Annotated in this window: 17 protein-coding genes and 1 pseudogene; 7 read left to right on the forward strand and 11 right to left on the reverse strand. The window is 68.9% G+C overall.

Annotation, left to right across the window (positions count from 1 at the left end; all coding sequences use genetic code 11):
- Positions 1–212: 212 nt before the first annotated feature.
- A complete protein-coding gene (locus ACZ7MY_RS34975) occupies positions 213–3,419 on the forward strand; it encodes a family 78 glycoside hydrolase catalytic domain (RefSeq protein WP_499608162.1) in 3,207 nt (1,068 codons plus the stop codon).
- 214 nt (positions 3,420–3,633) lie between these two features.
- On the forward strand, positions 3,634–4,635 hold the full coding sequence (locus ACZ7MY_RS34980) for a LacI family DNA-binding transcriptional regulator (protein WP_499608165.1): 1,002 nt from the start codon (positions 3,634–3,636) through the stop codon (positions 4,633–4,635).
- A 94-nt stretch (positions 4,636–4,729) separates the two neighbouring features.
- On the opposite strand, the gene ACZ7MY_RS34985 is transcribed toward ACZ7MY_RS34980, so the two are convergent.
- From ACZ7MY_RS34985 to ACZ7MY_RS35000, 4 genes are all read right to left on the reverse strand, one after another.
- Positions 4,730–5,272, reverse strand: a complete 543-nt coding sequence (locus ACZ7MY_RS34985; RefSeq protein ID WP_499608168.1) for a flavodoxin — start codon at positions 5,270–5,272, stop codon at positions 4,730–4,732.
- Positions 5,273–5,554: 282 nt separating this feature from the next.
- A complete protein-coding gene (locus ACZ7MY_RS34990; protein WP_499608171.1) occupies positions 5,555–6,406 on the reverse strand; it encodes an aldo/keto reductase in 852 nt (283 codons plus the stop codon).
- Positions 6,407–6,455: 49 nt separating this feature from the next.
- Positions 6,456–7,490, reverse strand: coding sequence for a zinc-binding dehydrogenase (locus ACZ7MY_RS34995; RefSeq protein ID WP_499608174.1), 1,035 nt, complete (start codon positions 7,488–7,490; stop codon positions 6,456–6,458).
- An 82-nt stretch (positions 7,491–7,572) separates the two neighbouring features.
- Positions 7,573–8,550 carry an aldo/keto reductase gene (locus tag ACZ7MY_RS35000; protein WP_499608176.1) on the reverse strand — a complete coding sequence of 326 codons (978 nt, stop codon included), beginning with the start codon at positions 8,548–8,550 and terminating at the stop codon, positions 7,573–7,575.
- 206 nt (positions 8,551–8,756) lie between these two features.
- Here ACZ7MY_RS35000 and ACZ7MY_RS35005 point away from each other — a divergent pair, with 206 nt between their 5' ends.
- Complete coding sequence (locus tag ACZ7MY_RS35005) at positions 8,757–9,674, forward strand: helix-turn-helix transcriptional regulator (RefSeq protein ID WP_499608178.1); 918 nt, start codon at positions 8,757–8,759, stop codon at positions 9,672–9,674.
- 504 nt (positions 9,675–10,178) lie between these two features.
- Here the strand turns inward: ACZ7MY_RS35005 and ACZ7MY_RS35010 are convergent.
- The 4 genes from ACZ7MY_RS35010 to uppS all read right to left on the reverse strand — a co-directional run bounded on the left by ACZ7MY_RS35010 (position 10,179) and on the right by uppS (position 17,937).
- A complete protein-coding gene (locus ACZ7MY_RS35010; protein WP_499608180.1) occupies positions 10,179–14,804 on the reverse strand; it encodes an NPP1 family protein in 4,626 nt (1,541 codons plus the stop codon).
- Between the two features lie 727 nt (positions 14,805–15,531).
- Positions 15,532–15,783: a hypothetical protein gene (locus ACZ7MY_RS35015; RefSeq protein ID WP_499608183.1), complete on the reverse strand. Its 252-nt coding sequence runs from the start codon at positions 15,781–15,783 to the stop codon at positions 15,532–15,534.
- Entirely contained in the window at positions 15,758–17,221 is a 1,464-nt protein-coding gene (locus ACZ7MY_RS35020; protein ID WP_499608186.1) for an oxygenase MpaB family protein, read from the reverse strand. The genes ACZ7MY_RS35015 and ACZ7MY_RS35020 overlap by 26 nt, the downstream gene beginning before the upstream one ends.
- A complete protein-coding gene (gene uppS / locus ACZ7MY_RS35025) occupies positions 17,218–17,937 on the reverse strand; it encodes a polyprenyl diphosphate synthase (RefSeq protein ID WP_499608268.1) in 720 nt (239 codons plus the stop codon). Before uppS ends, ACZ7MY_RS35020 begins: the two co-directional genes overlap by 4 nt.
- Positions 17,938–19,159: 1,222 nt before the next feature.
- Between uppS and ACZ7MY_RS35030 the strand changes: the two genes are divergently transcribed.
- Both ACZ7MY_RS35030 and ACZ7MY_RS35035 read left to right on the forward strand, forming a co-directional pair.
- Positions 19,160–19,393: a type II toxin-antitoxin system HicB family antitoxin gene (locus ACZ7MY_RS35030; RefSeq protein WP_499608187.1), complete on the forward strand. Its 234-nt coding sequence runs from the start codon at positions 19,160–19,162 to the stop codon at positions 19,391–19,393.
- 1 nt (position 19,394) lies between these two features.
- Positions 19,395–19,766 carry a toxin Doc gene (locus ACZ7MY_RS35035; protein ID WP_089227234.1) on the forward strand — a complete coding sequence of 124 codons (372 nt, stop codon included), beginning with the start codon at positions 19,395–19,397 and terminating at the stop codon, positions 19,764–19,766.
- Positions 19,767–20,002: 236 nt separating this feature from the next.
- Here ACZ7MY_RS35035 and ACZ7MY_RS35040 read toward each other — a convergent pair whose 3' ends face one another.
- Both ACZ7MY_RS35040 and ACZ7MY_RS35045 read right to left on the reverse strand, forming a co-directional pair.
- Positions 20,003–20,845, reverse strand: a complete 843-nt coding sequence (locus ACZ7MY_RS35040; RefSeq protein WP_499608190.1) for an alpha/beta fold hydrolase — start codon at positions 20,843–20,845, stop codon at positions 20,003–20,005.
- A gap of 341 nt (positions 20,846–21,186) precedes the next feature.
- On the reverse strand, positions 21,187–21,498 hold the full coding sequence (locus ACZ7MY_RS35045; RefSeq protein WP_499608193.1) for a helix-turn-helix transcriptional regulator: 312 nt from the start codon (positions 21,496–21,498) through the stop codon (positions 21,187–21,189).
- 114 nt (positions 21,499–21,612) lie between these two features.
- Here ACZ7MY_RS35045 and ACZ7MY_RS35050 point away from each other — a divergent pair, with 114 nt between their 5' ends.
- Together ACZ7MY_RS35050 and ACZ7MY_RS35055 are read left to right on the forward strand one after the other, a co-directional pair.
- Positions 21,613–22,044, forward strand: a complete 432-nt coding sequence (locus ACZ7MY_RS35050) for an STAS domain-containing protein (protein WP_499608195.1) — start codon at positions 21,613–21,615, stop codon at positions 22,042–22,044.
- An 894-nt stretch (positions 22,045–22,938) separates the two neighbouring features.
- A pseudogene (locus ACZ7MY_RS35055) lies at positions 22,939–23,377 on the forward strand (thioredoxin domain-containing protein).
- Positions 23,378–23,403: 26 nt separating this feature from the next.
- On the opposite strand, the gene ACZ7MY_RS35060 reads toward ACZ7MY_RS35055, so the two are convergent.
- Positions 23,404–24,435, reverse strand: coding sequence for a magnesium and cobalt transport protein CorA (locus tag ACZ7MY_RS35060; protein WP_499608198.1), 1,032 nt, complete (start codon positions 24,433–24,435; stop codon positions 23,404–23,406).
- Between the last annotated feature and the right edge of the window lie 37 nt (positions 24,436–24,472).

Raw genomic sequence — 24,472 nt, forward strand, 5'->3', positions numbered from 1 at the left:
CCAAGCCGGCGACGACCCAGCCCGCCTCATCACGACAGCCAGCGGCCGCACGGCTCGCCGGCCCGTCGTGATGAGGGCCCGGTACTGCGGGGGAGCACCACCCCTATCGCCCTCCTACTCCGCACGACGCGGTGGCCTCAGGCGGCTCGCTCACCGAGCAGCCCCAGTCGCCGCACCACCTGTGACATGCCCTGATAGACAGGAGTTTGTTGATGTCCGAAGCACCACGTGGTCTGAGCCGCCGACACGTCGTAGGGATCATGGTGGCCGGAGCGGGAGGACTGGCCCTCCCGATCGGGGTCACCAGCCCCGCGGCCGCCACCACCTCCCACACATACGGTGGCAAGGTGACCGTCGGACACCTCAGCATCGACGGCCGCACCGACGAGCCCCTGGGTGTCGACGATCCCTCTCCCCGTCTGGGCTGGCAGGTCACCAGCGCCCCGGCCAACTGGATCCAGAAGGCCTACCAGGTACGCGCGGCAGCCACCTCCACGGACCTGGCCCGCGGGCGCTACCTGTGGGACTCCGGCAAGGTCCACTCCGATGCCCAGACTGACATTCCCTGGCGCGGAAAGGCCCTCACGTCCCGCCAGAGCATCGTCTGGCAGGTGCGCCTGTGGGACTCCCGAGGCGACGTGACACCGTGGAGCAGCCCCGCAACCTGGGAGATGGGGCTGCTCAAGCGCACCGACTGGGACCCGGCCCAGTGGATCGAGCACTCCGGCCGGCAGGTCGGCGACCCGCTGCCGATCTTCGCCCGCGCCTTCGACGTGGACAACCGGCACGGCGGCAAGGTCGTCCAGGCACGGCTGTACATCGCCGGCGTCGGTCTCCACGAGGCCAGCCTCAACGGACAGGCCGTCACCGACGAGGTCCTCGCACCGGGAAGCTCCAACTACCAGCTGTCCGTCGAATACCGCGCGTACGACGTCACCCGCCTCATCCGCTCCGGAGCCAACACCCTCGGCGTCGAAGTGGGCCACGGCCAGGCCCTGGTCACCCGCTCCGTCACCAGCCCGGCCACCGGCCGCACCGCTCCCTACGGCTGGTGGCAGAGCCAGTTCAAGGGCAACGGCACCCTGGCCGCCCCGGTCGCACCCGGGGACACCGCGGTCAAGCTCAGCAGCGTGAGCGGCTACCACGTGGGCGGCACGATCAACATCGACACCGGCGACGGCGGCGAGCGCCTGGAGCCGCGCACGATCACCGCCATCGGCACGGCCGGCGCGGACGGGACCGGCATCACCTTCACCCCGGCGCTGACCCAGCAGCACCCGGCCGCCGCAACCGTCACCGGTTCGGGGAACTCCCTGGCCGGCACCGACCCCAGCGCCGGGGCCGCCGTCTCCCCCCGGCTGATCGCCCGTCTGGAGCTGACCACTGCCAACGGCTCGGTCCGGACGATCGTCACCGACCACTCCTGGATGACCTCACTCGGCCCGACGACCACCGACAACTGGTACTCCGGGTCCGACTACGACGCCCGCCGCGAACAGCCCGGATGGAACGCCCCCGGCGCCGACCTGTCTCCCACGGCCACGCGCCGCGACGGCAGCGCAGCCGGATGGGCACGCGCCGGCATCGCACCGCCCCCGAACCTGACCACCGAACTCGTGTGGCGCGTCGGCGAGCCGGTGAAGGTCACCGATCGGATCCACCCCGTCAGCATCACCCAGCCGGCCCCCGGCGTGTGGGTGTTCGACCTCGGGCAGAACATCGCCGGCTGGCCGGAGCTCACCGTGGACGGGACAGTCCCGGCCGGCACCATCATCACCATGAAGCCGGCCGAATCACTGGCCGCGGACGGCACCGTCAACCAGGCCTCCATCATGGGCGGCGGAAGCAGCCGCGGCACCAACGTGTTCGCCACCTACACCACCCGCGGCAGCCGCCAGGGCGAGGCGTGGCACCCCCGCTTCAACTACTTCGGCATGCAGTGGATCCAGGTCACCGGCCTGCCCGAGGGTTACACCCCGACCGCCGAGACGATCACCGGCCTGCAGCTCCACGCGGCCACCCCCACCGCCGGCACCGTCACGACCTCCAACGACCGCATCAACCGGATCCACCGCATGTCGCGGTACTCGATCATGAGCAACATGATGTCCACCTTCACCGACTGCCCCGGACGGGAGAAGCTGGCCTACCCCGCGGACTACCTCCAGCCCTTCGGGTCCCTGCACCGCAACTTCGGCTACAACGCGTACCTGCGCACCATGGAGCGCCACCTGGCCGAGGGCCAGTCCAAGGCAGGCGACAACATCGGCAACGTCGCCCTCAAGGCACCCGTGTACGACTGGGGCTACACCGGCCGGTTCGGCGACGAGATCAACTGGGGCAACGGGATCATCCTCGTGCCGTGGTTCCTCCACGAGGTCTACGGCGACACCCAGACCATGGCGCGGTACTACCCGCAGATGCAGGCGTTCATGACCTACATCAGGACGCAGAAGGCGGGCACGGGCGCCGACGCTTACATCGTCGACGCCGCCCTTGCCGACTGGATCGCCGCCGAGAACACCTCTGGCCGCATCACCGGAACGTGGGGCTACCACCAGATCGCCGACCGCATGGCCAAGATGGCCGACCTCCTCGGCCGCCACGCCGACGCCGCCGAGTACCGGAGCCTCGCCGCCAACATCAAGACCGCGTTCAACGACGCCTTCTACAACACGGCCCTCGGCCGCTACACCGCCCAGGGCAACGCGGGCACCACCGGTGCCACCCAGGCCGCGCAGGCCCTCGCCCTCGACGAAGGCCTGGTTCCCGAGGGCGAACGCCAGAGGGTGCTGGACGCGCTGGTCGAACTCGTCCACGCCTTCCAGCCGTTCGGCGGCGGCCCGCACTTCAGCGGCGGCACCATCGGCCTCGCCCCGATCGTCCGGGCCCTGACGGACGGGGGCCGGGACGACGTCCTGTGGGACGCGCTGCAGGAAGACACCCGACCGAGCTACGGGTACTTCATGGCACCGACCACCGCGAACCCGCAGGGGCTCACCACCCACCCCGAGCAGTGGGACATGGGCAACTCCAAGAACCACATGATCCTCCTGCAGATCGAGGAGTGGTTCCACAGCGGCCTGGCCGGCATCCGCCAGGCCCGCGGCACCGCCGGCTACCGCTACCTGGTGATCGACCCGCGCATCGTCGGAGACCTCACCCACGTCTCAGGCAGCTACCAAACCCCCCAAGGCCAGGTCGCCTCCGAATGGACCCTGAAGAAGGGAACGTTCCGGCTGAAGGTCGACGTGCCCCCTAACACCACCGCCGAAGTCCGGGTCCCCAAGGGCGGCCGCACCCCGCACGACATCCCGAAGGGGGCGACCTTCCGGCGCATCGAGGGCGACCGGGCGATCTACCACGTGCCCTCGGGAACGTACGTCTTCGTCACACGGGACGTACACGCAGGACAGTAGCTCCCCAGCACCCCGACGAAGCCCGGCCAACGCAATCGCACAAGGCTCGCCGCCCGTCACCGGGCGGCGAGCCTCACGCAATCCCACGCACGCTTGCACAAGAACGGATGCGCACCCGCCCGGTCGCCACGGACCCGTGCGCCTCACACCCCACGCGGCAGGGCGCCGCCTCGAGTCCCAGGAGAATCGGCTGAACCAGACGACCATCCGTGATGTGGCCGCTGCAGCCGGCGTGTCCGCCTCCACGGTCTCGAACTACTTCCACTACCCCCACAAGCTCACCGGCGCCACCCAAGAGCGCGTTCGGCAGGCGGTGGAAGCCCTCGGCTTTGTCCCCAACGACGCAGCCCGCAAGCTTCGCACGGGCACGAACCCCGTGATCGGATACATCGCGGCCGTACCCGTCAGCGCGGCGGCATCCGAGGCTGCCCACGCCATTGAGCAGCGGATCGCGAATGAGAACATGCACGTCCTCATGGCCAACGTGAGCTCCGAGGAGCGCGAACGGTCCTATCTCCGTCTGTTCGAACAGCAACGAGTGGCCGGCATCATCATTGCGCCCATCGGAGACGTCGAATCCGAACTCGCCAGGATCCGCAGCCACGGCATTCCCAGTGTGGTCATCACACGACACTCGACATCGACCTCCCAGGCGTCCGTCTCGACGGATCATGCCCTTGGAGGCCGCATTGGTGTCCAGCACCTCATCGGCCAGGGCCGAAGACGACTTGGCTTCCTCTCGGATGATCTCGACGACTGGCAGGTTCGAGACCAACTCCGTGGTGCCGTAGCGGCTCTCAGCTCCGCACCCGGCGTCGCCCTGGAGGTCTTTCGCACAGCCAACGGATCCCTGAACGCGGGAGCCGCCTGCGCCGAGACCATTGCACAACGGGCACAGGAGGAACGGCCGGATGCCCTCTTCTGCACCAACGGCATCCTGGCGATCGGCGCGAGCCAGGCCTTTGCTGCCGGGTACAGCAGGCGAGAGCCCATGGATGTGGCCATCGTCGGCTACGACGCGACCGCATTGGCGCCCCTGGCTGCGACACCTGTCACGGCCGTCCGGGTTCCTCACCGGGAGATGGGCGCAGCGGCAGTGGACCTGCTCTTCGACCAGATCTCGCAGACCCACCAGGAGGCAAGCGCGTCAGGCGCTCTTACCCACCCTCACATACAACTCAACCCGGAGATCGTGTCGCTGGCATCCACTGCGTAGCCCTACCGCGCCCGCGGGGCTTGCCGGCGTCACCGTACCTCTGAGGATGGCGTCCAAGGAGACCCGGCGCAGCCCTCGCGCTGCGAGGGCGCGGTCATACGCGGGGGATCCCGACGCGTTGCAACCATGCTTCGATGTCGGAATCGGCGCGTTCGACGTGTTCGCCGCGGACGGCGAGACCTTCTGCAATGGTGGCACCGGGGCAGGCGGCGGCGTAGTCGCGTTCAATCGTTCCCAGGCCGCTCACGGCGTAGGTGGTGACCGGGTGGACGGTCTTGCCGCGGAAATCGAGGGCTTCGGTGAACGTCGCCATGATCATTGGCGCCCTGACGTTCCAGATGGGACTGCCCAGCAGGATCGTGGCGTAGTCGTCGAGAGCAGGCAGGCGGCCGGTGATGCCCGGCCGGGCGTCGGTGTCCTGCTCGTGGACGTTGCGCCGGACGGTCGCGTCGTAGTCGTGCGGGTAGGGATCGGCGGCCTGGATGCGGTAGGTGTCGCAGGTGATGCGGCTGCTGATCTTCCGCGCCAGGACCTCGGTGTTGCCCACCTTCAGGTCAATGCGGCGGCCGTAATGGTAGTTCTCGCCCGGCCGGGAGAAATAGGCCAGCAGGACTCGCCTTCCGCTGTTTGCGGTCACAGGAGCCGACTGGGAGGGCGTGCTGGTTTCCGGTGGGGGCGAGGACGGCGAGCACCCCGTCAGATGGCTTCCTGCCAGAGCGGCGGCTCCTGTCAGCATTGCCCGGCGCAAGATGGTGCGCCGACTGGGCAGTACGGTGCTGTGCTGTCGCGTGATCACGAAATACGCCTCCGAGTGAACTGATGGGCAGGGCGGTGCCCGGGAACGCCCCGAGCACGCCCCGGGCCGGCGACTGGCAGCAGCTGAGGTTCGGCATGGGGCCGCTGCGGCGAGCCCTGCGGGTCAGCTGTCCAAGCGGCGCTTGCTGAGCCAGGCGACCATCTCGGGGTCGTGATGGTCGAAGAACAGCGTCGTGCCGGTGTCGAGCGCGGCGATGGCGGCCATCTGGTCGTCGGTGAGCCCGAAGCCGAAGACATCGATGTTCTGTGCCATCCGGTCGGGGTTCACCGACTTCGGGATGGTGACGATGCCGCGCTGGATCAGCCAGCGCAGTACGACCTGCGCGACGGATCTGCCGTGCGCCGTGCCGATCTCGCTGAGGAGCCGGTGGGTGAACAGGTTGTTCCTGCCCTCGGCGAATCCGCCCCAGGACTGGTGCTGGACGCGGTGCTCGCGCATGAGGTCGTGGTCGGTGGTGCGCTGGAAGAACGGGTGCGTCTCGATCTGGTTGACCGCGGGAGGAATCTCGTTGTTGAAGATGAGGTCCAGGAGCCGGTCGGGATGGAAGTTGGCCACGCCGATCGCCCTGGCCAGGCCTTCCCGGTTGGCGGCCTCCATCGCACGCCACTGGCCGTAGACGTCGCCGTAGGGCTGGTGCATCAGGTACAGGTCGAGGTGGTCCAGGCCCAGCTTCTGCAGGGAGGTTTCGATGGCGCGCCGGGTGTTGTCGTGGGCGGGGGCGTCCTGCACCCACAGCTTGGTGGTGACGAACAGCTCCTCGCGTGGGATGCCGCTGGCCTTGATGGCGCGGCCGACGGCCTCCTCGTTGCCGTAGGCCGCCGCTGTGTCGAGCAGCCGGTAGCCCGCGGCGAGGGCGTCGGAGACGGCCTGCTCGGTCTGCTCCGGCGGGATCTGGTAGACGCCGAAGCCGAGGATCGGCATCTGTACGCCGTTGTTGAGGGTGACGGACTGCACGGGATCTTCCTTGTCGCTCGGATGCCACAGTGGGCGGACGGATGGCCGGTCAGAGGGTGATGAGGGCCTTCAGGACGCGGCGGTCGGCCATCGCCTGGTAGGCCTGCGGGACCTGGTCCAGGGAGAAGCCCTGGTCGAAGAGGCGGCCGGGGGTGATGGTGCCGTCCAGGACGTCGGGCAGGAGCTGCTCGATGTAGGCGCGGGCATGGCTGGCGCCGCCGGTGAGGGTGATGTTCCGCATGATCATCGACGGGCCGACCGGGCCGTCCTCGTACTGCGGGACGCCCAGGCGGCTGATGGTGCCGCCGTCGTCGACCACAGCCAAAGCGGTCTCCAGGGTCTGGCGGGTGCCGACCGCTTCGATGACCTTGCGGACTCCGTCGCCGCCGGTCAGCTCCCGGACCCGGGAGGCGCCTTCCTCGCCGCGTTCGGCGATGACGTCGGTGGCCCCGAACTCCCGCCCGAGGTCGGTGCGGGCGGTGTGCCGGCCCATGAGGATGATCTGCTCGGCCCCGAGGCGCTTGGCGGCGATGACCGCGCAGAGCCCGACCGCGCCGTCGCCGATGACCAGCACCGAGTCGCCGTGGCGCACACCGGCGGTGACGGCGCCGTGGTGACCGGTGCCCATCACGTCGGAAAGCGTCAGCAGCGAGGGCAGCAGAGCGGAGTCGGCGCCGACGGGCAGTTTGACCAGGGTTCCGGCGGCCTGCGGGACGCGCACCGCCTCGCCCTGGCCACCGTCCACGCCGTCGAAGCCGTACCGGCCGCCGTTGCGGCACGACATGTGCAGGCCCCTGGCGCAGTAGTCACAACTGTTGTCGCAGTACGTGAACGGTGCCACGACCAGGTCGCCCGCCCCGAGCCCCGACACGTCGGCCCCGGTCTCCTCGACGACGCCGAGGAACTCGTGCCCCATCGGCCGGCCGGTCCCGGCGGCAGGCATCGACGCGTAGGGCCACAGGTCGCTGCCGCACACGCAGGACAACACGACGCGGACGACGGCGTCGGTGGGCTGCTGGACCTTCGGGTCGGGACGGTCCTCGATCCGGACGTCGCCGGCTCCGTACATCACTGCTGCACGCATGAAAACTGCTCCTGCCTGGAAATGTGTCCTGCTGTGGGAGATCCCTGCCGGGCGCTCCCGGCCGGGGGCGGTGCTCGCCGCCTCAGCGTTCGAGCAACTGCGCCTGGGCCTCGGTGTGGGTCTCGCCGGCGGCGACCGGCAGACTGCCGAGCTTGTCGATCTGCCCGGCGGTGAGGGTGACGCCGTCGGCCGCGGTGTTCTCCTCGACACGGGCCACGCGCTTGGTGCCGGGGATGGGCGCGATGTCGTCGCCCTGCGCGAGCAACCAGGCCAGCGCGACCTGGGCAGGTGTGGCGCCGACCTCGGCGGCGACGGCTTGGACCTCGTCGGCGATCGCCAGATTGCGCTGGAAGTTCTCGCCGGTGAAGCGCGGGTTGCCGCGCCGGAAGTCGTCTTGGTCGAACTGGTGGGTGGAGCGGATCGTGCCGGTGAGGAAGCCGCGCCCGAGCGGTGAGAACGGCACCAGGCCGATGTTCAGCTCGCGCAGCACCGGCAGCACCCGCTCCTCCACGCCCCGCGTCCACAGCGAGTATTCCGACTGCACCGCGGTGACGGGATGGACGCCATGGGCACGGCGGATGGTGTCCGGGCCGGCCTCGGACAGACCGAAGAAGCGGACCTTGCCCTCCGCGACCAGCTCGCCGACCGCGCCGGCCGTCTCCTCGATCGGGACGTTCGGGTCGACCCGGTGCTGGTAGCACAGGTCGATGTGGTCGGTGCCCAGCCGCTTCAGTGAGCCTTCGACGGCGGCGCGGACGTTGGCCGGGCTGCTGTCCGGATTCCACGCCCCCTCGCCCGCGTGCGACACGAGGCCGAACTTGGTCGCCAGTACCACCTGCTCACGGCGCCCCTTCAGCGCCCGCCCGAGGAGATCCTCGTTGCTGTAGGGGCCGTAGATCTCTGCGGTGTCGATCAGTGTCACGCCCAGCTCCAGCGCCCGGTGCAGGGTCCGCACGGACTCCGCCTCATCGGTACCGGAACCGGTGTAGCCGTGCGACATGCCCATCGCACCCAGTCCGATCCGGGAAACCTCCAGGTCACGCAGGTTGATGTACCGCATCCGCTCTCCGCTCCGTCGTCTTACGCGCTGTGTCCCTCTCGCATGGCGACCATCCCGTGATCGCTCAACCCACCGTCGTGAGGGTCGTGGCCGCAGCTCGTCGTGTTTTCACCCTCGTGCTTCTCCGCGCCCGCAGGCAGGCCGAGCCGTTCGGGGGTAATGACAGGGCCCCTCACTCCGCCGTCACCAGGGGTGACACTGGTCTCATGGCATCCGAGCACCCCACTGGCAGTAGCGAAGGCGCGGAGCTGGGGCGCTTCCTGCGCGCCCGCCGCACCCAGACCAGCCCGCAGCACGCCGGTCTCACCGTCGGCCCGGGGCTGCGCCGCACACCGGGGCTGCGCCGCGAAGAGCTGGCCACCCTCGCCGGGATCAGCATCGACTACTACGTGCGCCTGGAGCGCGGCAAGGAGACCCGCCCCAGCCCTTCCGTGCTCGACGCGCTCGCCCGCGCCCTGCGCCTGGACGACCAGGAGCACCAGCACCTGCGGGATCTGGCCGCGCGGGCCGCTCGCTACGCGCCTGAGACGCCGCCCGCACCGAGCCGCACGGTGCGCCCCCACCTGAAGCTCCTGCTGGAATCGCTACGGCCGAACCCCGCCTACGTCATCAGCCGCAGCATGGACCTGCTGGCGTGGAACCCCGGCGGACTCGCACTGTACGCAGGCTTGGAGGACTGGCCGGCCAAGCACCGCAACCTTGCCCGCTACCTTTTCCTCCATCCGGTCGCCCGCGACCTGTTCCCCGACTGGGACCGCCAGATCACCGCCTGCGTCGCCCGGCTGCGCGCCGTCGCGGGCACTGCCCCCGACGCCCCCGACCTGACCAACCTGGTCGGCGAGCTCCTCCTCAAAAGCCCCGACTTCGCCCGGCTCTGGGAACGCTACGAGGTCACCGGCCGCAAGCCCGCACAGAAGACCTTCCACCACCCCAGCGTCGGCACCGTCACCCTCACCTCCCAGTCCATGCAACTGGAGGGCACCCCCGGCCAGCGCATCGGCGTCTACACCGCCGAACCCGGCACCCCCGACCATGACGCCCTGCTCCTGCTCGACATGACCGCACCCCGGTCGGCGCGACGTCCCGCGAAGACGGACGCGGAACGGCACCGTCAGCAGCCCTGAACGGGCGGACGCTTCCATCCCTCCGTCCCTGTGCCCTCAGCCGCGAGGACCGCCGTTCCCGCGTCGCGTCCAGGGCGCCCACGTGCCAAGCGGTGATTCCTGACAGGGGCCCGGCTGAACTGCTTTGCCGCGGATGATCGGGGCCGTCGAGGGTTCGCCGCGTGGACGGGGTGTCGGAACGTGGGCCTTGACCCCGAATCCTGGACACGGGCTATGCAGCTGGTGTGAGCGTAGTTGACGTAGTTCGGGACGCTGCCTCGTGGGCGATCGGGCTGCGGTGTCCGAGGCCGGGAATGACGGCGTCGGGTGTTGTAGCGGTGAAGCCGGCGGAACGCATCAAGGCGGGCTTCGCGCGCGGTGGGCCAGCTCTTTTCGGCCCTTAGCGTCTCGCGGCAGCCGACGACGAGGGGTGTACGAGTGATTGTCGGCACCCGAAGGTGTCGGGCCGGCCGAAGGTCACACCTCGGCCGGCCCGACGCGGGGAACTGCCTCCCTGGCTTGTCGTCAGCCGCGCGTCATCGCGAAGACGTGGAGCGTGGGCGTGTGGGGAGCGGCTGCGGTGCTGACGTTGGGCAGCTGGACGCTGACCGGTGTCTTGCCGGACTGCAGCGGCACTCCGACGTAGTGGACGTACGCGGGTCCCTGGTACGTCTGGTTGCCCTGGCGGTTCTGGTAGGCGGTGCTGATGGCCGCTTCCCCGTCGCCGCCGAACCAGTCGGGGCTGTTCAGGCTGAACTGCTGGCTGGTTCCGTCGGAGTAGAAGACGGTTCCGTTTCCGCCCGTGGGACCGTAGCTCGCCGAGACCAGGAACCCGAGGGTGTTGCCTCGAGTGCCATTGACGGCGATGGTCTGACCAGAGGCGACGGCATTGTCGGGCACACCGAAGGTACCGGTTCCGCTTGTCGCTAGCGCACCGGCGGTGGAGGGCCAGGTGAAGCCCAGACCCGCGTGGGTGACGGTGGAACCCGGTGTTGCGCCCGCCGCGGCGAGTGCCTGAGCGGAGAAGCTGGCCCCACCGCCGTCGAGGTCGCCCAGATCCGTGGCGGTGTCCTGGGTGACAGCGATGTTGTTGAATGCCGACGCCAGGCCGACTGCGGCCTTGCCGAGGCCCATGGCGTACACGTGCAGCGCGGGTGTGTTCTCCCCGGCTGCGGTGCTGACCTTGGGCAGCTGGACGCTGACCGGTGTCTTGCCGGACTGCAGCGGCACTCCGACGTAGTGGACGTACGCGGGTCCCTGGTACGTCTGGTTGCCCTGGCGGTTCTGGTAGGCGGTGCTGATGGCCACGTCACCGTCGCCGCCGAACCAGTCGGGGCTGTTCAGGCCGAACTGCTGGCTGGTTCCGTCGGAGTAGAAGACGGTTCCGTTTCCGCCCGCGGGTCCGTAGCTCGCCGAGACCAGGAACCCGAGGCTGTTGCCGGTGCCACTGAGCGCGATGGTCTGACCGTTGGCGACGGCGTTGTCAACCTTGCCGCTGCCGGCGGTGGAGGGCCAGCTCAGGGCCACACCGCCATGAGACACAGTCGACCCCGGAGTGACACCCGCTTTGGCGAGTGCCTGAGCGGAGAAGCTGGCCCCGCCACCGTCGAAGTCACCGGCGTTCGTAGCGGTGTCCTGCGTGACCGACACGTTGTCGAAGGTGGAGGCCAGCGACGGTGCAGCCTGTCCCGGGGTGGGAGTGGGCAGCTGCTCGGCGATGGAGTCGAGGTAGTGAAGGCCTCCGTTGACGCTGAGGCCCACCAGGTGCTGGGCGTCGAATCTGCCCCACTCCTGGGGGATCACCTGGGCCAGATGCGTCTTGCCTTGCTCATTGGCGGCGGTGACCAGCGCGTCCTTGAAAGCGGTGGCCGCGTCGATCTGCTCCTGGGTCATGATGACCGCGTCCGCCTCGTCCGTGCCTACCGCCTGGAACACGGGCGACAACGCCTGGACCATCTTCACCATCTGATCCAGGAGCGGGCCCTTGAGCTCCACCGTGTTGTTGAAATCGTCCCGGTTCTCGAGGAAGACCTTCTCGTAGTACGTGATGGCAGGGGACCCGGAGACTGTGCCGAGCTCATACATGTGAACCAGCGAGCCGGCCACGTCTTCGAGCGAGGCACCGTCGGCCGTCAGCGCCCCGGAGTTGTCGTAGAGCTGCTCCATGGTCGAGCAGTGGACGACGATGCCACCGCCAGTGCTGCAGCCTGCAGGCCTCGGGTCCGGGGTGGTCGGCGTGATACCGGCTTCGTTCTCCCAGACCGTGTTGGTCACGGAAGCCTGACGGGACGTCGGGCCGTAGAGGTCGGAGGCAGCGGTCACCATGGCCGTCTCCGCGTCGGCGAACGTCGACGTCGGGGAGAGGTACTGCGTCATCGCCCGCCACAGGATGTTCGTGGTGGTATCGGGGTCCATGAGAACGGACATGCGGTAGAACGCGTAGTTCGGAATTCCGCTGTTGGTGTGGACACCGCCATTGTCGAAACAGGTCTCGGAGTACGCGCTCATGTGGCGCGGTTGATTGTGGACGGTGGGGTCTGCCATGGACCGGATGGGCTCCATGGCGGCCATGTCGGAACCTACCAGCCAGTCGTTCTTTCCCTTCGCCGCCCGCTCGGTCATTTCACCGAAGAAGTCGGAGATGCTCTCGTTCAGCGCCCCGGACTGGAATGCGTACTGGAGGCCTGCGGTGTACTGGGTGACGCCGTGCGTCATCTCGTGGCCGGAGACGTCCTGCGACAGCATGCCGTCGCCGTACGTCATGTACGACCCGTTCCAGTACGCGTTTTTGTAGTTTGAGTCGTAGTGCACGTACGACTTCAGCGACATGCCGTCGCCATCTATGCTGTTGCGCCCGAACTTGTCCTTGTAGAAGTTGTAGACCACGCCGCTCTGGTCGTATGCGTCGTTCGCGTCGGCGTCGTTGGTGGCCGGGCCACCCTCCTGTCTCACCGGTACGGCTGTGGAGGAGTTCGTCTGGTGCTTCATGTCATAGATCGCTCGGTAGAGGACCTTGGGCGTGGAGCCAGGGCCCGACGGGGTGCCCGGGGAGCCTTGGTCGGCTATGGAGAGGAACGGGAAATCCGGGACATCCTTACAGAGCTGGCCTCCGTCATGGGGCAGATCTGTGCATTCCTGGTGTGTGGGAATGGCTCCGTCGATGTTGCCCGGAAACTTCGAGTCCTTGATGCCCATCGTCGCGTCGCCGAAGTCATTGGCGAAGAGCTTGTCCCGCAATCCATTGGGGAAGCCGTTGTAGGAGACGAGCGCCGGACGCCGCCAGTTGTGATAGTGGTTCTCCGGCGGCTCGTCGCCCGCGGTTGCGAGGCGGAACGCGTGGGTCGAGCCGCCGTCCTTGTGATAGACGACCTTGGGGTGGGTGCCGTCCCAACGGACCTCACTGGCCGGGTGGACGTGGTACCCGCCGTGCGCGGATGTGGCCACGTACTCGGCCTTGTCGTCCTTCACCCAGACCGCGATGTGCTCCCAGTCGTGAACGTGCCCGCCGGCGTCGGCGACGTTCTCGACCGCGACGTCCTTCTCGAAGTAGTAGTCGTAGAGGTAGACACACCATCCGAGGTTGCACCGTTGCCGGGAGTACGCGTTGGTGTTGTCCAGGTCGGACTGGTCCCGGCAGTCGGCCGAGGAAGTCGTGTTGTGGTGGTCGAGACCCTGGGAAATGGTGCCGTCCGGACCGATCGCCGGAACGTTGTAGCAGCTGTTGGTGTCGTAGTCGACGCCCGGCGCCCACTTGAGGTCATTGTCGGTGGCGTTCTGCGGCAGCGCCCTCGGCGGGTCGGGAACCGCGGCCGCGGCCGTCTCGGTGAGGGGCTGGACACCGACGATGACTCCCTTGTGCAGGGCGTCGACGAAGATCCGCTCGCTGAACCCGCCCTTGTCCATCACATCGATCTGCCAGGCCAGAGCCGAGGGACTCTTGAATCCCTGCTTCGGAGAGCCCGGGTAGACCACCAGCGAGGGAGACGCAGTTGTCTTGGCATGCCGCATCGTCTTGCCGGCGACGGCGACAGCGTCCTTCTGACGCACCGTCGGAACCGTCGAGGCCGGGGGGATCAAGTCAGGGCGCAGCCCGTTGGTGACGGCGGTCACCATCGAGTTGCCGCGGTCCAGGTGCACTCCCAGCCGGGCGTTGTACACGGGCACGCCGTGGATTGACTGGTCGTACCAGACGTGGTGCCCGCCGGTCGGGTCAGCGAGTTGGACGCGGCCGGTGACCTTCGACAGCATGCCGTCGGTGTCCGCGACACCGAACAGGTTCGCATGTGTGTGGAGCCACGCCGGAACGTCATGGCCGGCCACGCGGCTGCGCAGTCCACCCAGCGTCGATGGAGTACCCGTCTGGGGGTTGTTGGCCACGTCAAGCTTGTGGCCGGTCTCGCGCTGCAGCTTCTTCAGGGCGTCACTGACGCCTGAAGCCCGCCATTTCGGCAGCGGTTGCGTCTGTGCGGGCGCCGCCGCGGCGGTACTCGCGGAGAGCACCGAGGCGACCACCGCCACCGCGGCCGCGACCGCCGCCCCCCGCACGGCCCGCTGTCGCGCGACCTGCACGTCCCGAGCCGGACGCCGCCTCGCCGCGGGGTAGAGGCGCACGACAGCGCCACCGACGGCCAGGGCCCAGCCGGCCGCCGCGACGACCGCCCAGACGGTCGACATCGACAGCTCCATCACCGAGGTCGCGCCAGGGTCACGGGTCACCACCTGGGCCACACCCACGAGGGCGGCGTAGGAACCCGCCGAAGCGGCCAGCAACGGCCACTTCGGGAGCGCAAGAACGCGCGCCGTGACGGCGACGAACCACCCGAGCACGGCGGTACCAAGCACCGGGCCGAGTCCTATGAGGAGCAACTCGGAGCGGTGCTCCCATACCCAGGGGGCTGAGATGTGGCCGGAGAACAGCGCCAGGTGCCAGTCAACGGGAACCCCGGAGCCGGCGACGAGGCCGGCCACGGTGCCCGAGAGGTCCGGGGCGAGGTGCTTCGCTACGAGAACGTCAAAATATGCACTGCTGTGGGCGATCACGACGCGCAGGGCGATCTGCACGGCGACCAGCGCCGAGACCAGGCCCACTGTGCCGGCGACGAGCGCGGCACCGGCTGTGTGCCAGCCTCTTCGGAGGAACTCTTGTCGCAACTGTCTTCCTTGACGATGGCTCCGAGCAGCTCGGAGCGTGCGGAGTAGGGCACGGTTCTTTACGTGCACCCAGGCCTCTGCTGTTTGACCTGCAATACAGGTGGGCGCCGCCAATCATCGGCAGCGCCCCGGTCAGCAGAGGTGTCTGAGGGTGGATCATGTAAGACAGTCGGAATCGTACTCATGTGCTTGTCCGTGCAAGTAAACATCGGGTGTATCGTCGATCACAGAGCTGCCAAGTGGGCCCGCTCCCGCGGCAGTTCTCCTCCAGCGGCACCCTCAACCGCATTCACGTCGCGTCGCCAGAGCCTTCGATCGCGGGCTCTGAGAAGCGGCTGGAGAACTGGGTTCTGCACGGCTGCACTACCGTCACCGCCGGCGAGGAGTCGTCCCTGGCGACCGCAGGTCCAACGCTCACGCCTCAACGGTGATGTGGATCCGCGGCCCGAACGTCCTGGCGTATCGCGGGTGGGAAATGGGTGACGCTGCAGCGTCCTCGATCGTGCGGAGAGTGCCAGTGGCCGTGTCGGGGTCGTGGTGTCTGGCCCAGCCGCAACCAGCGCCGTCGAAGACTTGCATCCACCGCACGCCGGCCTCCCGCGTCCGGTTCAGGGTTCCCGCGTTGTAGGCCACGGCGCTCTTGGCGGGCGTCGCCGCCTCCGCCCGCGCCTGCACCGGGTAGCGGGCGCCGTTGCGTAGACCACGTGGGCCATCTGGTGCTCGGCGGTCAGGCGGTCAGGCGGTCCGCGGAGGACTTCGTAGCCTGCATGGTCGTGGTGTGTCCTGCAGCCGGCAGCGGCACCTTGTGCAGTGCCGCCTCCCGTACGGCCCGGTAGAAGGCGCCGGCCATGCGCTGCTCCTCCTGGGAGCGGCGGAGGAAGTCGGCGTAGGAGTCAGCAGTGAGTGACTGCAGGGCCTCGGCGTGGATGAGGGTCTGGCGGCTTACGAGTTCCTCAGGCGTCGGCGATGACGGGGTCATACGGGGTATTCGTGCGGCGGCCTGCCATGAACGAAAGGAAGTCGCCCACGAAGGCGCTGCGGCTGTAGGTGCACTCGATGGTGGTGAGGTCCCGGTGGAAGGCGGTGCGGAAGAGCGATTGGTGCTCATCCCCGTCGATGGTCCCGCTGCCGTCCTTGTCCGTGACGTGGAAGAGTACCTCGGCCACTCGGATGAGCGCGGGACTGGCGAGAGAGGGTACGGCGACGGCGTACTCGTCGGCGCTGACACGGCCGTCACCGTCCGTGTCGAGGCTGGCTTGGAGTTCGCGCCACCAGGCAGCGAAGGCGTCGTAGAGGCGGGTCTCCTCGGGTTCGTCCAGGTCAAGGCGGGTGGCCAGTTCACGCGCCATGGCGGCGAGGTCAGGCCAGTCGAGGTGTCCGTCGCCCGTCTGGTCAAGCACTTGTCGGAAGAACTCTTCCGCGGAGCGCCGGTCGTTTCCCGAGGCGGCCGGGGGGACGGGGTCGGGGCCGGTGCCCCCGCTCAGTGGTGTGAGCAGGCGGAGCATGGCCGATGCTCGCTTCAGGCGGGCGCGCAGCGCGGTCACGGTACGGGCGCGGGGGTCCTTGCTGTCGGGCGAGAGGGAGAGAGCCTCGATGATGCTTTCCGCATTGACCCAGCCATCGGGCAGGAAACGGGCGAGCCCGGCGGTGAGGTAGGCACCCTGCATGAGGGTCGGGGCGCCGGGCATCTCGGGCAGCCCGGCCTTGCGCCGGTAGGGCTCGGGGAGCGAGGCGACGGTGATCGCGCCGAGGAGCGGACCGACGACGGCCCGGCCGGCAGCCCACAGTGTTGGCGCGCCGTCGAGCAGCGCCGGGGCGGGCAGGTGGTCGAAGAGCCGGTAGAGGACGATCCGGGCTGCCTCGGTGTTCTCCAGCTCGGTTTCGACGACCCCGTCGAAGTACCGCCAGAAGTCGTTGAGGTCCATCGGGAGTTCCCCGGCGTCGCCGTCGAGCGCGGCGAGGAACGCGCGGTACTCGGCGTACATGCTCTCCATGGCGTCCTGGTTGAGCGGCTGACCGCTCAGTCGGCACATGGTGACGGCGCTCTCGAAAAGGCTGGCGACCACCCAGGCGCGGGTCGCGCGGTCCATGGCGTCATAGGCGCGGCCGCGGGGGTCGGAGCCGCTCATGCGGGCGTGCAGCCTGTTGAGCCGGGCGGCTTCCCGTTCGCGCACCGCCGGGTCGGAGTCGAACATGCGGCGCATGCTGAGGAAGGTGTTGCGCAGCCGGCGCCAGGGGTGGGCGACGAAGGTGGAGTTGTCGGCGAGGGCGGCGCCGATCTGCGGGTGGGCGGCCTCCAGCACGGTGGCGCGGATCATGGCCAGCGCCCAGCGCGGGTCGTCGAAGAAGGCGCGGAACTGCGATTCCGGGCCGAACGGGGGTGTCTCGTCGGCCCTTCTCGTGGCTCCCATCGTCATGACGTATCTCCGTTCGTCTGGGGCGGCACGCCGCCGTAGCGGCGGTCCCGGCGGCGGTAGGCGTGGAGACAGGTGAGGAAGTCGGGGGCCCGGAAGTCCGGCCAGAGCACCTCGGGGAAGACCCACTCGGCATAGGCGACCTGCCAGAGCATGAAGTTGGAGATGCGCTGCTCGCCCGAGGTGCGGATGACCAGGTCCACGTCGGGGGTGTCGGGGAACGGCAGGTGGTCAGCGAAGCGCCGCTCGGTCACCTCGTCGGCGAGCGTTCCGCTGCGGATCAGCGACCTTGCGGCCTCGACGATGTCCCGGCGCCCGCCGTGGTCGAAGGCGATGGTCAGCGTCATCCCCCGGTTGTCGGCGGTCAGCGTCGACAGATCGTCGAAGTCCTGGGCCAATTCACGCGGGATGCGCGGGTCCGCAGCCCCGAGGATGCGGCAGCGGATGCCGCGGGCGAGCAGCAACGGCGCATGTTTGCGCACAACCCGGCGGACCAGGCGCATCAAGTAGGTTACCTCGGTGCCTGGGCGGTCCCAATTCTCGGTGGAGAAGGCGTACAGACTCAGCCACTCGACGCCGGCTGCCCGGGCCGCCTCGATGATGTCGATGACGGTGGTCTCCGCAGCCTGATGGCCGGCGGTTCGGGGAAGCGCACGCCGCTGCGCCCAGCGTCCGTTGCCGTCCATCACGCAGGCTACGTGCCGCGGCACCGTACGCACCGGCCCGTTGTCCCGTTGCTGGTCGTCGATGTACTGTCGCCGACCCAGTGGGTTCCCCGTCGCTGCGCATGCGCCTTCGAGCCCGTGATCCGTCACACTCAGCCCCCATTTCGCCCGGAGCGGCACGGCCGGCCCGACCGTGCTCGGTCGCAGCCACCCCGTATCGCTCAGACGTACGCCCCACCGGAGCGTCCCTCCCCAGAAGTCTGACGGCACGGAAGGGTCCCGATCAGCCAAACGGGCGGCCGTCACCCTTGGCTCAAATGCACGATTTCTTTCGGCATTGGTGGTTTTCTCCGGTGACCACGATCGACACCCTCATCCGCATGCACCGCCCCTCGCCTCAGGGACTGAACATGAGCCGAACCCGCGCTCCGGCTGCCGTGACTTGGCCGCTGTTGCTGCGTTGCAGGCGCATCCGGTCTCGGCGGGGGATGCGGGGAACTGGTACGCAGGCGTCGTGCTTGCCGGCTCCTGGTGCACACGGTGGGCCGCACTTGCCCTGCCGGCGCTGGTACGCGCCTACGCCCGCGATGTGGTGACGACCAGGACTTGTCCGCCATGGACCTGACCGTTCTTCGTACGGGAGGGGCCCACCCGGCCAGGCGCGTTGCTGCTGCCGTGGACCGGCGACCGGGAGTCGGGCCCCGCCGCACGGCCGTCTGGCTGCTCGGCCCCGACCTCGCTGACGTCGCGGCTGGCCCGCGCCGCGACGGATGCGGACGGGAAGGCCCGCGCCGCGGCCGCGGGCACGCTCAGCGGTCACTCACCGACCGACCCGCTCGGGGGTGCCGGCCGTCTGCGTGCTGGACAGCCTCGGCTGGGTCCGCGGACCCGGCCGGCGATCCGTGCTGCCGTCGACGTCGGTGAGGCGCGGATGCGCGAGCCTGGGTTCCCTCGCTTCGACCCGCCTCCTGCGGACGGAGGCGGGTCCCGATGGCGGGACGGGGACGGTCCTCGAGCGGCTCGGTGAGGACCCGGACGCGGATGTGCGCGGAAGGGCGAGTGCAGCCCTTCGGAGGCTGCACGGAATGGACACCATCTGATCAGCGGGGGTGCATCAGGGTGCCGGCGCGAGGAACACTTCAGCGCGGCGTGCGCCGGAGCGTGGGGCTTGCCCGGCGGACTGGGTGTGAGAGCAGGTGGCCCCGGAAGGGCTTGTGGCCGCCTTTCTGCCGCGATCACCCTACCCTTGTATAGCGGCGTGCTATACAATGAGGGTATGACGAAGCAGATCAATATCCGGCTCGACGACGCCGTTCATGCCCGTCTGGTCGCGCGCGCCGAGGCCGAGGGCACGACGGTGACGGCTTTGATCACACAGGCCGCCGAGCGCGACCCCCGCCTCGACGACGGGGCCGCCACGGCCGCTGCGTTCCTGGTCAAGCACGCCGCGGAGTTCGCCGAGGCGTTCCCGGAAGAGGAACCGGACAGCGCCAACGGACGGGCCGCCTGAGGTGGAGTTGCAGGTCGACATCCGCTGGCTGCTGGAACGCCAGGCCGAGGTCCTGCCGAAGGAGCCGTCGGTCCATGACTTCTCCGGCCTGGTAGCGGCGGTCGCCCGGCACCGGGTCAACGCTCCGAGACTGGACTACACCGTGGACGCAGCCTGGCGTGCGGCAGCACTCTTCCACGAGATCGTCTCGGTGCGTCCGCTGCCGGCTCGCAACGCGATGTACGGGGCGCTGATCGCGGTGGCTTACATGGCGGCGTCCGGCGAAGCCGTCGATGCTCCCTACGGGGCCCTCAGCGACCTTGCGCAACAGGTCCGTACCGGGCACGCGGACGTCTACGCGTGTGCGGACCAGATCCGCCGCTGGCGGCTGTGAACCGCCGGCGGCGGTACGCGGAACGCGCGGGAGCGAGGACGGGGTGCTGACCACTCCCGCGGTCCGCTTCCCCGGCGCCGGGCCGTGTGCCTTCTGCCGCTGTGACTCCGGTGTCGTTGCCGCCTTCGGCCGGAGGGGCGACGGCATCCGTTCTTGCGAGGCGTCAGCCGCGGCAGCCCGGTCGCGGGGGCTGCCGCGGCTGATGCCCCGCAGCTCTGCCGTCGCGGAATCGGTGGTCACGTCGCGTCACACGCGTGCGCGGAGTCGATGGGATGGCGTCGGACGAACTCGAGGACGGTCCGGGCGACGAGTGCGGGGTTCTCCAGCGGCATCGCGTGGCTGACACCCGGCACAGTCACGCGCTCGGCGCGGGCGAGCCGTCCGGCCAGTGCGCGGTTCCGCGCCGGGAAGGGGTTGTTGAGGCGCCTCCCTTCGGCGCCCGCCACCAGCAGCGTCGGCTGTCGCAGCGCCTCGAGCCCGGCGGCGTCGGCGTCCCATGCGGCGAACGCGGCTCTCTCGTACTCGAAGAAGGACCGGCCGCTGAGCACCGACGCTTTGAAGCTTTCCGTGCCGAGAGCGCGGGTCATGGCGTCCTGGTAGCCCGGTGCGCAGACACTCCCCAGGAAGAAGTCGAAAGCCTGTTCAAGGTCTCCGGCCTCTGCGGCGGCCACCGCCTGGCGCTCGGCGTCGCTCTTCGGCTCGCCGGGAGCGTACGGCCTCGCGGATTCCAGCAGCACCATCGACCGTACGAGCCGGGGACGGGTGGCGGCCAGCTGCAGGGCGAGGACCGCACCGCTGGAGTGACCGACGACGTGGGCCTGTTCGATTCCCTGGGCCTGGAGCACTTCCGCGAGATGCAGTGCGTGATCGGCGACGCTCAGCCGACCGCTGAGGTCCCGGCTGCGGCCGTAGCCGGCCCGGTGTATGCGGACGACCCGGAAGCCGGGCAGGAGCCCGGCGAGCGGAGCGAACCAGTCGGCGCCGAAGGAGGCGTGGACCAGCAGCACGGCTTCGCCGTCCCCCTCGTCCCAGAATGCGATGTCCGCGTTCGATGTCAGAAGGTGGTTTTCCGCCGGCATGAGCATCGCCTCAGCAGATGGGGCCCCTTGTTCTGACTTTCATAACCTTGTGCCAAATGATGGTGTTCCCGGCAGAGGGGGCGATCGGCTACTGCCGCAGCGGCCGGGATGCCAGCCTGGGACCGGCGGAGTTCGAAAGTGCGCCACCGCGATGCTGCCGCTACGACCTTGGGGTCTCGCTACCGCTGCTACCAATCGCAGCCGCGGGAGTGTCGGCGTTGTCGGATGAAGGACGGCTTGGACGGTCTTCGTCGGCCCCGGCCGGGCTGACCTGTTGTTTCGCAGCCGGCGATGCCGGTCTGTACGACGGTGCCGCCCCCGGCCCACAGTACGGCCGGCCGTCACGGCGTCGGCGGCTCGGTGATCAGAGCCAGGAGACCGGCGATCTCGTGATCGGACTCGGCCGGATGACGGAACATGGCGCCCGGGACGATCTCGTACCGGTTGCGCCGGCCCTCGCGGGACCGGACCAGGTATCCGCCCTCCTCGAGGTCGGAGACGATCCCCTGGACCGTGCGCTCCGTGAGGCCGCAGGCGGAGGCCACGTCACGGACCCTGATGCCGGGGTCGCGGGCGATCATGATCAGGACTCGCGCGTGACTGGTGAGGAAAGTCCATTTCGGCTGGTCCTGGTCCTGCGTGCCTCCGTCCATGTACCCCATCATGCGCTCCTTGTTTCCGGATTATCAACCCACGAAAAATATTTCGTGATTCATTTGACGTATGTCGCCGGTCTGAGCATCATCACAGTTGGCAGCAATCCCCTGATGGAGCAGCGGGAGCCCACGATGTCGCGGCCGGACCACATCCACGAAGACGACGGCACCGCCCCGGACCTCTGGGCGCTGCCCTCCTACCTGCCGCCCGGAGGCACGCGGAGTTTCTCCGATCGAGCCGCGATGAGTCTCGCCGCGCGCGGAACGGACGGAGCGGTGGCGGTGATCACCGGAGAAGTGGACGTCGGCTGTGCCGCGGACTTGGAACGCTGCCTCATCGCGGCCATGCGGGCCCATCCTGAGGGCCTCGAGCTGGACCTGTCCGGGGTCACCTTCTTCGACTGCGCGGGTCTCAACGCGCTGCTGGAGGCCAGGACCTTCCAGAGCCGCGGTGGCAACCTGACGATCAAGGTCATGAGCCCGCGCGTCGCTCGCGTCCTTGACCTGACCGAGACGCGGGCACTGCTCACCCGCGGCTGCTGACACCGGCAGAGGGGCGCGGCAACGACCTCCGGTGTGCGGCGAGCGGGCGCCTGGGAACATCGCTGCCAACTCCCGCTACCGCGTTGCTGGCTGGCGCGGCATCCGCCGTCGCCCACGGCCGACAGGATCTGCGGTCATTCGCCGGTGCCTGGTCACTGGACTGGTTCGGTCCTCTTCGCCCTCCTTACTGTCGGCGCCCTGGCCTCCGCCGTTCGTCACTCCCGCCACCGCTGTTGGACCCCTTCGGCTCGCGACGCCTTCGCCGCATTCGGCTTCGCGTGCATCGCTGACGGTAACCGGGGCTACGCCTCGGCAGGGTACGGATACGCAGCGGCTGTCTTGCTGACGGTCTCGTTCGCTGCGGATCTACTCATGAGGCGGGCGAGCCGAAGGGAGGGCTCGGCGTAGCTGCAGCCATCGGGCCGACAGGGATCCGGCCGACGCTTGGCACGGGACTTCAGGCGCCGTTGGGATGCCTGCCACCAGCAAGGCCAGGCAGCGACGGCGCTGACCGGCCGATGACCGGAGTCGGCGGGGCATGCCGCGGTGACGGAGAGGAGGCTCCCGCCCGTGCGGGGGATTCGCCCTGGCGGATGGTCAAAGGCCGACCATGCAGGAGGTGACGTCCCGTCCCGACCGCGAATGCGGAGGTCGGTTCAGGACCGGCGCGTCAGTCGGTGGTGGGCGCGGCGGCGTATTCCTGAGCGGTGACCGGGGTCATCCAGTGCACGACGTCGTGGTCGGCGTCGCTCTCGTTGATGGCCAGGAAGGACACCGCCCCGTCCGGCCGCGGCCTTAGAGGCGGCGCACCACCCCCGCTCGCGCGGGAAGGACAGCCCCAAACGCGGCGGCCCCGTCCAGCGGGCCTTCGGTTCACGGATAGGCTCCGTCAACATGACGCGTGCGTGGATCTTGCCCTCGCTGCTCCTGGTCTGCGGCTCAGTTGTCGCGACTGGGCTGCTTCTCGGGGGGGAGCCCCGGTGAGGCCGGAGCATTCTTCGCGGGGTTCGCGCTGTTCGCGGGCGTGAACTCGCCGCTGATCTTCCCCAAGGGGATCAGTGCGTCGGAGGCGCAACGCCGGAGTGCGGCCGACGGCCGCCCGGTCGTCTTCTGGCGGCCCGGGTGCAAGTACTGCCTGCGCCTGCGCGTCCGCCTGGGGCGGAGAGCCCACCAGTTGCACTGGGTCGACATCTGGCGTGACCCGGCCGGTGCCGCGGCGGTCAGGGCGGCCAACGACGGCAACGAGACCGTCTCGACCGTCGTCGTGGCCGGCCGGCCGCATACCAACCCTGACCCGGATCGGGTGCGCGAACAGCTCTGCCCGGGGACCTGATCAGTAGCGACGGCTGCGCGGCGTGGTCAGAGCCATCTGTTGCGGCGCAGGGCGCGGTAGATGACGGTGCAGATGAGGGCGATGACAGCAAGAACTGCCGGATAGCCGTAGGTGGCTCTCAGCTCGGGCATGTGGTCGAAGTTCATGCCGTAGATGCCGACGATCAAGGTGGGGAAGGCGACGAGGGCCGCCCAGGCGCTGATGCGGCGCATGTCGGCGTTCTGCTGGACGTTGATCTGGGCGATGCTGGCGCCGATTAGGCCGCTGACGAGTTCCTCGAAGGTGATGATTTGCTCGGCGACCCGTTGGTGGTGGTCGGCAACGTCACGGAAGTAGGCGGGCACCTGGCCCGGTAGGTGCGGGATCGATTGCTCGCTGAGGTGGTGCAGGGCAGGGGCAAGCGGCGTCACGGCGCGCCTGAACGCCAGAAGTTCCCGGTTGAGCTGGTAGATGCGTGCGGGGTCGACGGGGCGGCCGGGGGAGAAGACCTCGCTCTCCAGGGTGTCGATGTCGCCGTCGAAGGCGTCGGCGACCTCCAGATAGCGGTCGACGACCAGGTCGGCGACCGCGTGCATGACGGCAGCCGGTCCGTAGCCGAGCTGCTGCGGGTCGGCCTGGAGTTGGCGGCGTACGTGGTCGAGGGGCGGGGCGCTGCCGTGGCGGACGGTGATGGCGAAACCGGGGCCGACGAAGACCATGATCTCGCCGATGTCGACGATCTTGCTGGTCGCGGTGACCTTGTCGTGGTCGACGTAGACGATGGTCTTCAAGACCAGGAACAGTGTGTCGCCGTAGCGTTCCAGCTTGGGCCGCTGGTGGGCGTGGACGGCATCCTCCACGGCCAGGGGGTGCAGGTCGAAGACGTCGGCGACCTGCTGGATCTGGTCGGCGGTCGGCTCGTACAGACCGATCCATGCGAACCGCCCGGCTTGTCCGTCCCGTCGCTCCCCAAGCGCGTCCAGATCCAACCGGCCGGGCATTCGACGGCCGTCCTCGTACAGGGCGCAGTACTCGACCGCGGACGGCAGCCGGGTTACGTCCCTGTTCTGTTGCGCCATCTGCTGTCCCCGACTCCTTGTCCGACGTTCTGACGCG

This window comes from Streptomyces sp. NPDC111520, assembly GCF_055635295.1.